Annotated in this window: 8 protein-coding genes; all 8 read right to left on the bottom strand. The window is 66.7% G+C overall.

Annotated features, from left to right (window positions below; all coding sequences use genetic code 11):
• Nucleotides 1–2: 2 nt before the first annotated feature.
• Nucleotides 3–1,490, bottom strand: coding sequence for a phosphatase PAP2/dual specificity phosphatase family protein (locus tag JF545_RS04105; protein WP_206939458.1), 1,488 nt, complete (start codon nt 1,488–1,490; stop codon nt 3–5).
• Nucleotides 1,487–3,262 (bottom strand): bifunctional alpha/beta hydrolase/class I SAM-dependent methyltransferase, encoded by a 1,776-nt coding sequence (locus JF545_RS04100; RefSeq protein WP_206939448.1) that lies wholly within the window; start codon nt 3,260–3,262, stop codon nt 1,487–1,489. The genes JF545_RS04105 and JF545_RS04100 overlap by 4 nt, the downstream gene beginning before the upstream one ends.
• Nucleotides 3,259–3,957, bottom strand: a complete 699-nt coding sequence (locus tag JF545_RS04095) for a CDP-alcohol phosphatidyltransferase family protein (RefSeq protein ID WP_206939447.1) — start codon at nt 3,955–3,957, stop codon at nt 3,259–3,261. Before JF545_RS04095 ends, JF545_RS04100 begins: the two co-directional genes overlap by 4 nt.
• A gap of 103 nt (nt 3,958–4,060) precedes the next feature.
• A complete protein-coding gene (locus JF545_RS04090; protein WP_206939445.1) occupies nt 4,061–4,825 on the bottom strand; it encodes an FCD domain-containing protein in 765 nt (254 codons plus the stop codon).
• Nucleotides 4,826–4,914: 89 nt separating this feature from the next.
• On the bottom strand, nt 4,915–7,122 hold the full coding sequence (locus tag JF545_RS04085; protein WP_206939443.1) for an HlyD family efflux transporter periplasmic adaptor subunit: 2,208 nt from the start codon (nt 7,120–7,122) through the stop codon (nt 4,915–4,917).
• A gap of 2 nt (nt 7,123–7,124) precedes the next feature.
• Complete coding sequence (locus JF545_RS04080; protein WP_206939441.1) at nt 7,125–8,492, bottom strand: HlyD family efflux transporter periplasmic adaptor subunit; 1,368 nt, start codon at nt 8,490–8,492, stop codon at nt 7,125–7,127.
• Nucleotides 8,489–9,373, bottom strand: coding sequence for an efflux RND transporter periplasmic adaptor subunit (locus JF545_RS04075; RefSeq protein WP_206939439.1), 885 nt, complete (start codon nt 9,371–9,373; stop codon nt 8,489–8,491). Before JF545_RS04075 ends, JF545_RS04080 begins: the two co-directional genes overlap by 4 nt.
• Nucleotides 9,363–10,955 (bottom strand): TolC family protein, encoded by a 1,593-nt coding sequence (locus JF545_RS04070; RefSeq protein ID WP_206939437.1) that lies wholly within the window; start codon nt 10,953–10,955, stop codon nt 9,363–9,365. Before JF545_RS04070 ends, JF545_RS04075 begins: the two co-directional genes overlap by 11 nt.
• Nucleotides 10,956–10,984: the final 29 nt, after the last annotated feature.

Below are 10,984 nucleotides of genomic sequence, written 5' to 3'. Positions count from 1 at the left end.
TCTCACCGCCTGGTGCTCGGCTCGCGTAGGGCAGTGCCGGCTTTATCTTCGTTTTCGTTTAACGGCCATGGCGTCTCGTATGGCGTCTCGTATGGCGTCTCGTATGTCGTCTCGTCGGCCCGTTCGACCAGCGCCTTCAGCGCTTGCCGGTGGGGGGCTCGCAGCACGCAGATGGGACGAGCCCCCCTGACGATCGAGATAGCGTCATCGACGCTGGCTGCCCGACCGCTGAGGAGCAACCAGGCGGCCACGGCGCTGGCGCTGCGCGATACCCCCAGGGCGCAGCACACCAGCACCGGCCCGTGGCGGCGATGCTGTTCGATGGCCTCGGCTGCCTGGCGCAGCTCGGTAGCCGAGGCCACGGCCAGGTCAAGCACTGGCACAGGGGTGTAGGCCCGTCGCTGTGTGGGCGCCGAGAGTTCAGCGCACAGATCGACCAGCGCCATGTCGGCAGCGGGCATCTGCCGCAGCGGTAGACGGCCAATAGAGACCCCATCGCAGACCTCGTCGGGATGGGGCCGCCGCCGGGTCCACAGCCGTGAGTTAATCCAGGCGCCGACCAGATAAGGCGCCAGTAACAGGCGTGCCGCCAGCGACAGCCGGCCATCATTGTCTTTCTGAAAGCCTGCCACGCCCAGCCACAGGTAGTTGAGGGCCACCAGCGAGAGCGACAGCGCCGGCCACCCTAGCCACCATGACCAACCGCCCAGCGTAGTCGCTCCCTGCGTGCCCGTTCCCAGCGAACTTGTGCCGAGCAGGACCGCCAGTGCAGCGATCACGCCTGCGCCGATGGCGTAGCGTGCCGCCAGGCGTCGACGGGTCCGGTCATAGCTGAGCCTTGCCCGTTGCAGGGGGCCAGCGCCGCGGGATGGCCATAGCCACAGGCTGATGGCGCCGACGAGTGCCCCCGTGGGCACATCGATGAAGTGGTGCTGCCAGGTGGTCAGCACCGACAGGCCGATCAGCACGCACCAGCCGTGCAGCAGCCAGCGCCAGGCGGTGCTCCCCAGGCGCTGGGCGTAGGCGTGCCAGAGCACGACCAGCAGGGCTATATGCAGCGACGGCGCCTGGTTGTAGGGCTGATCAAAGCTCATCAGCACATCGAACAGGGTGCCAAAGACCCCCTCCAGGGGTGGCCGCTGGAGACTGAAGGTCAGCGGGCAGGCCAGAAAGCCCAGCACGCACAGGGCCTGCACCGTCAGCAGGCGTCGCACCAGAGAGCTGAGCTGGCGGCGATCCTGAGGCAACAGCAGCACGCCCGCGGCATACATCAGATCGATGGACCAGTAGGGCACGATGGTCCAGGGCAAGAGCGGGATTCCCCGTTCCCAGTCGAACATGATGCTGGGCAATGGCGCGCGCAGAGCACTGAAGTGGCTGGTGAGGGCGTAGCTCGAGAAGAACACGACACCCAGCAGCAACAGCCACAGGCCGGCCCTGACACGCAGACCCCAGCCGCGGTGCGCCAGTCGGCAGTGGGAGGCGCTCATGGCGATATCCGGCGCGCCAGGATGACCGAGAAGATGCCCCAGGGATCGATGCGCTGGGTGACGATGGCAAAGCCGCAGGCGGCCAGCAGTTGGCGCATTTCGACCTGGCTACGACAGCGCATGACCCAAGGCTCGCCTTCCCGGTGGGAGGATAGCGCCCTGGCAATGAAGGATAGCTGCGGGTGCCAGGGCTGGTTGGTCACCACCAGCAGCGCCCCCGGCGCCATGGCCTCGGCCAGACCGCTGAGGGAGGCTCGCACCCTGGCGTTATCCGGGTACAGCTCGTACAGCCCCGACACCACCGCCAGGGTCGGGGCGGGCGTCAGGCTGGCCAGACTGGCGCGGTCGAAGGCGTCGCCAGCCTCGAAGCGGACCCGTTGGGCCAGGGGCTGAGATGGGATCATTTCCTTGATCAGCGCCTGGCCGGCCGCGACATTGGTGGCGCTGTAGTCCCGCAGCAGGACGCTATCTGGCGCCTCGGACGCGTTTGCCAGTGCCGCCAGGGCCGACAGGATATAGCGCCCGTGACCTGCAGCGATATCCACCAGGTGGACCTGCTGGCCGTTGTGGCGCAGCTCCCGGACGGCCTGCTCGATCAGCGCCTCCAGATGGACACGACGCTGCCGGATGCCGCGCCAGCCGATGGCGTTCAGGTACACCCGGTCGATCAGCCGGCCCAGTCGGCTCGGGCTATCCGGGCGGTTGCGATAGACCTGGTCGAGCATCGAGCCTGAGTCGAAGCCGTGGTCGACGCCGACCTTGAGGCTGTTCGATAGCCTTGCGCCTTGCTGCAGCGCCTTGCGCAGCAGCTGCCAGTAGCGCTGCTTGATCCCGCTCTTGGGCAGCGGTCGAGCGAGGGCCTCCGCCTCGGCGCAGCCGTTGCCGCCGAGGTCGGCGTCCAGCCGGCTCAGGGCCTGTGACGGGCGGCTGAACTGGCGGCGAATGAAGCGCTGCATCGGCGCCAGGGCCAAGTGGCGATCCCGCTCACCCAGGGTATCGTGGAAGAACCCCTCTAAGCGGTGACATTCCTTGTCCGGATGGGGCAGGCGGGCGAAGAAGCGTTGTTGAACCTTGCGCTCGACCACCACATCGCGACCCGACAGCAGCAGCTGGATCGGGGTGTCGATGGTGGCGGCATCGGCGACCAGGCGATCGGAGGTGTCGCGCAGCCCGATCAGGATGCGTGCCGAAATCTGACGGCTGATCAGGGGATCACTGTCGTAGCCTCGGCGACGGTCCAGATCGTGGGTGAGCAGGCTTGAGCGAACATAGCTCTTGACGAAGACCCTGTCGCGAAAGCGGGTCGCCAGGCGCAGCGCGGGAAGCGCCAGGGGCACATACAGCTTCACCCGGAAGGCGGGGGCTGCGAGGATCGCGCCGCGCACCGGGGGAGCGTAGTCGTGCAGCCAGCAGGTGGCGACCACCGCGCCCACGCTCTGGGCGACCACCAGCAGATCGGCCACCGAGGTGCCGTGCTGGTCCTCGATATGCTCGACCAGGCTCTGCACATCTCGTGCGTAGGTAGCAAAGTCGGGGGCGTCGCCCCGCTCGCCATCGGACAGGCCGTGACCGCGGGCGTCCCAGGCAAAGAACGCCAGATCCGGCAGATCGAGCTCCTCGACCAGGTGTGCCATACGCCCGCCGTGCTCGTGGCCCCTGTGAAACAGCAGCACCGCGCCCTTGGGCACGTCGCCGGTCGCTGGCCAATGGCGGTAGGCGATGCGCTGGCCATCATGGGCGACAAAGGCGTGGGACTGTGCGGGGCGGCTCATTGGGCATGACCTTGACGGTCATCGCCTTTACGAGCATCGCCCTGACCGTCATCTGCCTGACGCTTATCAGCTTCGCCGGCGTTTGCCTCGACGATTCCGCGGCGCACCCGGTGGCTGAGCGATACCAGCATCAGCGCGCTCATCAGCCAGAACACCGTAGCCACGACCCAGGAGGAGGTGAGCCCCAGGGCGATGGCCAGGGCAAGCAGGCCGATGACCAGCGCCCGATCACTCTTGCCCATGGGGCCATCGTAGCGGCGGCTGGCGCCCACCAGCGGCCCCATGACACCGGCGTATTCCACGATCAGGGCCATCACCAGGGCCACCAGCACCGGCAGCGGATGGGCGTTGGGGAGAAGGGCGAAGGGGACGAACAGGGCGGCGTCGGAGACAAGATCGCAGAGCTCGTTGAGGTAGGCTCCCAGGCGCGTCTGCTGGTGGTGTTCCCGGGCCAGCATGCCGTCCACCGCGTTGAAGGCCATGCGCAGCGGCAGCCATAGCGCGATCAGCAGGAACCAGCCCCGCGAGGCGTCAGGCTCCGCCGCCGTCAGGGCGACCACGCCCGCCACCAGCAGCGATAGTAGGAGGGCAGCTAACGTCACCTGGTTGGCGCTGACGCCGCGACCCTGCAGGCGGCGTACCAGCGGGCGCAGGAGCCCCTGAAAGCGGGGCTTCAAATCGTAGACCGAGGCCATGTCAAAGATCCTTTTGACGAAGCGGTGCTACCGGGTTTGGCAGCGTGCCGCGACCGCTTGCCAGCTTAGCATGGAGAGGCCTGGCCAGGGCCGGGGCATGTGCTCAGTCTAGCGGGGGAGGTTCCTGATCGCTGCCCAGTACGCTGTCGCCCGGCTGGATGCCAAGGGCGTCAGCGGTGCCGGCCAGCACTGCCTGGGCGGCACGGAAGGCGGCGTGGGGCTTGCGTGCACGAATCGCTTCCATCAATTCGCGGTGGCGCTCCAGGCTGGCCTCGGGGTCGCTGGCACTCTCGTTGGAGGATTCGATCAGCAGGTAGATCGATGGCCGCAGGATGTGCGACAGCTGGGACCATACGATATTGCGGGTGGCCTTGAAGATGGCCACGTGGAAGGCGATGTCATGGTCGCTGTGCAGCCGTTTGGCATCACCTTCCGCGGCATTCATGGCCCGTTCCATGCCCTCGAAGGCCTCCTCGATCGCGACCAGATCCCGGGCAGTGGCGCGCTTGGCCGCGGTCATCGCCACATAGGGCTCCACGTCCAGGCGGAAGCTCAGGATCTCGCGCTGGATCTCGGGGCTTGGCGAGGCGTAGCGGGTCATCCAGTCGGTGACCAGCGGATCAAGGATGTTCCACTCCTCGACGCTACGCACCTTGGAACCGTGACCTGAGATGCGCTCGATGATGCCGACGTCGACCAGCTGACGAATATCGCTGCGAACCGCCGAGCGGTTCAAGGCGAACTGCTCGGCCAGATCGACTTCCTTGGGCACGAAATCTCCGGGTCGATAATGGCCCGAGAAAATCGCTTCGGCCAGGTAGTCTGCCACGCTGGGGCGCTTGGGGGTGGTGCGGGATGTGACGGCCACAGGGTGACTCCTGGCAAATGTGCTGCTGATCCTAGCGAATGTACAACATAGTGACAATGTCGACGAAGGGCGGAGGGGCTTCTCCGTGCCTAGAATCCGCTCTCGCGAATCGCCACCGCCGCAAGCCAGGTGAAGAACTGGCCGGCCAGGCTCTCTCGTTCGGCGTCGACGTGGACCTGAGCCCGGCTGCGCCTGGCCTCGGGCCAGGGAGATAGTAGGCGCACCTTTACCGCCACCCGACCATCGGCCAGGCGCAGGGTGTCCTGGGTCTGGTCAGTGGCGGGTTGAGTGCTCAGCGGTCCCCCATGGCGGGCCGCCAGAGACGGATGGGCGAGTTCCGTGGCGCGGGTTGCCCCGACACTGACCAGCTCTCCCTCGAGTGGCGTGAGCTGTCCTTCGGCAAAGATCCGCACCTTGGCGCCAGTAGTCAGCCGGTGGGCATCATCCTGGGGCAGGTAGGCATCGACGAGCCAGTGGGAAGGATCCAGCAGCAGGCCCAGCGGCTGCTGGGGGGCGACCCACTGTCCCGGCGCCTGTTCGAGGTCGTGGCGTTGCCACACGCCGCTGAACGGTGCCCGCAGGGTGAGGCGAGACAGCTCCTGGCTGGCGGCTGCCTGATGACTCTCGTTGACGCGGCGCTGGGCCAGGGTTGCGGCGTCGCGGTCGAGCCCGTCGTCGGCGGCGAGCAGTCCGGCCAGTTCGGCATCCAGCCAGGCCATGGCCTGTTCACTGGAGCGTAGCTGGTGCTGGATATCCGGCTCCACCAGGCTGGCCAGGGCAGTGCCCTGGCTGACAGCACCTTCCGTCATAAGGCGCTCCAGGCGAGCGGGAAAGGGGGAATACACGGTCAGTTCGTGCTCGGCGTGAAGCAGTCCGGGACCGCTGACGCGAGTCTGCCAGGGCAGGCAAATCAGCACGACGGCCAGCGCCAGCGCCAACAGCCAGCCGAGGCGATGGCGGCGAGGGACGGCGCGGCGAGACGCCCACCAGTGAGAGAGTTCGCGAGACACGGGCATCAGGATAAACCAGGCAATTTCCACGGCGAAAAGGGCAATGCCCAGAGCCTTGAAGAACAGATGATAGACCGCCAGCGCAATCCCCAGGAAGAGCAGCAGACGATAGATCCAGGTGGCGAAGGCGAACAGGATCAGGGCGCGGCGCTGGTGGGGCATGAACGGCTCAGGCCAGTCTTCGGACAGACCCAGCAGCCGGCGTCGTAGCCAGGTCCTGGCCTGGCCTCCGGCGCGCTCGTGCAAGTTGGGAAAGTCGAGCAGGTCGGACAGCACGAAATATCCGTCGAAGCGCATGAACGGGCTGGCATTGATCGCCAGTGACAGCACCCAGCTGGTGGTCGCCAGATACAGCAGCGCGCTGTTGAGTGGGCCGGGCTCGGTCAGCACCCAGCCGAGGGTGGCAACACCGGCCAGGCCCAGTTCCACCAGCATGCCCGCCGATGAGATCGCCAGACGCGAGCGACTGCGCCTGAGCTTCCAGCTCTCGCCGGTATCGGTATAGAGCATCGGCCAAAGCACAATGAAGGCGACCCCCATATGCGCCACCCTGACCCCCAAGCGGGTCGCGACCAGGGCGTGGCCGAGCTCGTGACAGGCCTTGGCCACCACCAGGGCCAGGGCGAAGCTGACGATACCGGAGAAGGAAAAGGCGTCCATCACCGCGTGGGTGAACAGGTCCCAGCGCTTGATCACCAGGATCAGCCCGATCAGGCTCAGGATAAGCACGGCGCCGACCATGGCTCGGGTGAACAGCCACGGCAGCCGTCTTACCATGGCCTCCAGGAAATGCTGTGGGCGCACCAGCGGCAGGCGAAAGAACAGGTAATGATGCAACCACCAGGACAGGCTTTGCCAGGCGGCGCCGCGTTGCGCCTGCTGGGCGAGGCGTTGGCTGACCTCCGCCGTCGCCCGCAGCAAACGATGGTGATCCAGGAAATCGACCAGCGCCAGGATATCGCCTACCTCGGGCGAGAGCGCGGTGGCGGCGTCAATCTCATCGCACAGTCGACGAGGGCTGTGGCCCCAGCGAGTCAGGCATTCGAACTCCAGCCAACCGATGCGATAGAAGCGATTGGTGACGGGGTCCTGGATCGACCACTGTGGCTCGCCCTGGGCGTCTCGACCAGCGTCGTGCAGCTGCAGATCGTCGCGCAGGGGTGGCACCGGCTGGTGCTCGCGAGGATCTGCAGCCGACAGGCCCGGCGCGGCGGTGTCTAGCGTCACCGCAGCGGCCGATGGCGTTCCGGCTGGGGCGGCTCCGCTGAAGGGCGGCGATGGGTGCATGATTACCACCCGGTCCAGGCCCGCAGGGTGGCCAGCGGCCGCCGCAGCAGGTAGTAACCCAGGCTGACGCGTTCACCATAGACCTTGGCCGTGCCGTGCAAGCCCAGGCGCGCCGGTGTGGCGTCGGCGTCGTCGAGTCGCGCCAGCAGTCGGTAGGCATCAATGCCGTCGGCGTCCGGCTGGGTGGCGTAGCTGGTCCGTGTCAGCGTCGCCTTGAGCGGTGTCAGCGGCTGGGCACTCAGGAATACGGTGACCTCGGCACCCGGTGCCAGCGCGATGGCATCGGCCGCCGCCAGCTGGATCTCTACCGCCGGCTGAGCGGGGTCTGCCAGACGCAAGATGCGCTCGCCGGTGGTGACCGGGCGTCCCTCCCAATCGTCGCGGTCAGAGTAGACGGCGACCCCCGCTGCGGGGGCAACGACAAGGGTGCGTTCGAGGCGGGCCTCGATGGCTGTCAGCTCGGCCTGGCGCTGAGCCTGTTGCCCGCGTAAACGGGTCATGTCAGCCAGTCGGCTCCGATCATCGAAGGCCAGGTTGCCGGCGGCGTCGAGCTCGGCCCTGGCGACGTCAAGCTGGCGCCTGAGCACTTCTGCGCGACTCTCCAGCTCGCTGCGGTCCAGGCGCAGCAGTGGCGTGCCAGCCTCGACGGCCTGGTTGGGCTCCACCAGCATGTCAGCGACCACCCCATCCAGCGGACTGGTAATGGCGGTACTGTCGAGGGAGATGATCTCGGCCGGTGCCAGCGCGGACAGACGTACTGGCAGCAGCAGGATGGCCACCACCGCGACCAGCACCAGCCACCACAGACGCTGCCTTGGCAGGCGCAGCGCCCGTCGGCGCGGCGCCAATGCTTGCCAGCAGTAGCGCCAGCTGTAAGCGAGCCCGGCCAGCTGTGGCCGCAGCGGTTCAGGCGGGGCCTGCTCGAGCAGAAACAGCGCCCAGGCGCGACCTGCAGGTCCTCGCGAGGTGGCAGGGTCGGCGGGGCTCAATGGCACCAGCCACAGCACCTCAGGCCACCACTGGGCCCAGCCCTCTGCCAGCGATGGAGGAAGGTCCAGCTGCTCGCGCAGCAGCAGCCTGGCCTCACTGGGCGAATAATGCTGGTCGAGCCACCCGCCCAGTGTCTCGACCCAGTTGAGAAAAGGCGTGCGCTCCTTGGGTGTGGCCAGCCCCGATACGCAATGGACTTGTACCTTGCTGGCGCTGCGCCGCTCCACCACCAGCGCCTGGCGAAAGCGCAGCAGGGGGTAGCTGTCGTTGGCGATGGAAAAGGCTAACTCCGTGCGCGTCGCGGCGGTCATGGCGCGGTCGCGCAGGGCCAGGACCAATGCCGGAAGCGACGCAGGTCGAGGCGTCTCGCTGGCACTCATGGGTTGTCCTGTGGCTCGGGAGTAGTGCTTTCCTGGGTGCTTTGATCTAGGGGGCTCTGGTCGAGGGGGCTCTGGTCGAGGGTGCTCTGGTCGAGAGTGCTCTGGTCGGGAATGCTCGCGTCGGGGGCGTCCAGCAGGGCTCGCCCGGTCATGCCCGCCACCAGTTCCGGGTGGGCCTGGTCAAGCTCGGCTTCCAGCTCGACGGTCTGGGCAACAGCATCGATCCGGGCATTGATGGCGCTGAGAGTAGCGGCGTAGCGCTTGCCGGTCTCGCTGATGTTGAGGGTCAACGGCTGGCCGACGCTGAGCGAGGCCAGGCTCGAGGACGGAGCGTTAAGGCGTACCTTGAGTGGCCCGTCGGCGACCAGGTCCAGAATCGGTGTGCCTGCCGACATGGTCTGAAACGGCTTCACATGCACCGCCGCGATGCGACCGCTGAACGGCGCGGTCAAGGTGCAGCGATCGCGCTGTGCGGCGGCCAGGTTGAGGGTGCTTTGGGCCTTTTCGACCTCGGCGCGGGCCAGCGCCACCTCGAGATCACCCACCGCGTCCAGTCGCCGCAGGCGGTCCTTGGCCTGGCTGTTGAGCCGGGCCACGCCCAGCTCGGTATTGGCCACGTTAACTCTGGCCTGCTCAATCCGACAGTCAAAGCGGGCCAGGGTATCGCCCTCAGCGACCTGGACGCCCAGGCTAACCGGCAGCTCAGACAGGGTACCTTCCATCTGGCTGGACAGGGTGGCATCGGTGTGGGGCGCGAGCAGGGCGCGTATGGCGCCCTGATTGTCACTGGACTGGGCCCAGGCGCCGCTGATGGTGGTACCCGCCAACATGGCCGTGGTGATGAGCGCTGACAGCCGCGAGGGATGTCGTCTATACCGCATCGTTGGCACCTCCCTGACCGTCGACAGCGGGTGCCGGACGCGGCTCGAGGGTCGGCCCCGGGGTGGTCGCCGCGGGTTGTCCTGGATGGGGCGCAATGATGCCCTGGCGCTCATGGGTGGTCATGGTGTTCTCGATCTCTCGCGCCAGGGTCTGAATGTCATGCTGGGCGATGGTCTCGGGCATCACGTCCAGTCCTACCGAATTGAACAACCGTCCCCAGGCCGCCTGGGCACGGGAATAGGCGGCTTCACGCTGGTACTGGGACAGCAGGTAGCGGCTCTCGGCGCGGATAACCTCCAGTTCGGAGCCGATGGATGAGCTGGCGGCTGCCTTGGCGTAGGCCAGCAGATCCTCGTCTACCTCAAGGCTTTCATCGCTGTACTGGAGTTCTTCGCGGGCCAGGTGGTAGCGCAGGGCGCCAACGCGAACCTGGGTCAGCACGGCCATGGACAGCGCGGTACGCCTGAGATCATCGACACCGCCCTGGGTTTGCTGGGCATTGTCCAGATCGGGGTAGGACAACAGCTTCAACAGATTCAGCGAGACGTTGACGCCGGTCTCGGTCCAGTCGTTGTTGTACAGGTAGTCGTTGGAATCGTACTGCACCCCAGCACTGACGGTGATATTGGGCCACAGGCGCAGCTTGGCCGCCTCCAGATCGTTCTGGTTGACCCGCTTGCGATACCACTCTTCCATGATCTCAGGACGGTGCTGCAGCGCCAGTTGTTCGAGACGCTCGATGTCGGTGACCTCGGGAGGCAGCGGCATCTCTGGCTCGTCGGCCAGGATCAGGCGAGTGCCGGGAGGCAGCGACATCAGCGCCGCCAGCTCGGTCTTGGCCAGCTCCAGGTCCTGGCGGCGTGCAGTCAGCAGGGTGGTGGAATCGAGCAGCGCTCGCTGGTAGGCCAGCACCTCCTGGCGGGGCAGCAGTCCCTGCCGCTGGGCTTCGCGGGCGGCGTCCAGGGCTACCTCGGTGCGCGCCAGCAGGACGTTCAACTGGGGAATCAGGCGCTGGGCGGCCAGCGCTCGCCAGTAGGCGTTGCGCACGTCGCGCAGCACATTCTGGGCGACCTTGCGGCGACGCTCCTCGGCCATCAGCATCTGATCGGCCTTCTGCTGGTTCTCGTAATAGGCCAGGCCGAAGTCCAACAGGCTCCAGGACAAGCCGAGACCCGCGGTAGAGCGGTAGCGCTCCTCGGAGGTCGAGGGGCGCAAGCTTTCTTCGCCATCCTCGATACCGATGGAGGTGCCCCCTGAATCGTTGCTGCGGTCGCTGTACCCGGCTTCGGCAACGATCTGCGGCAGCAGCTCGTGGCGCGATACGTCCCGCAGGTTCGACGCCAGCGCACTCTCCATCAGCTTGAGGCGATAGTCCAGGTTGTACTTCAGCGCGCGGGCGGCGGCTTCATAGAAGGTGACCGGCTGGTTCAGCGGCTCCTGCAAGCGATACATCTGAGCCTGATCGCTGATCGCCCGCTGGCGGATCTGATCGGCGTCGTAGGGCTGTGGCTCCAGGTTTGCACAGGCGCTGAGACCCAGGCCGGCGGTGACCGCCAGCGCCGGGAGGGTGAGTCGGTACATGCCGTTTCCTTGTCGTGACACTGTCATTG

The sequence above is a fragment of the Halomonas litopenaei genome, from assembly GCF_017303055.1.
Lineage (GTDB): Bacteria > Pseudomonadota > Gammaproteobacteria > Pseudomonadales > Halomonadaceae > Halomonas > Halomonas litopenaei_A.
The sequence above is the reverse complement of the archived record's forward strand: the minus strand, read 5'-3'. Positions and strand labels throughout refer to the sequence as shown.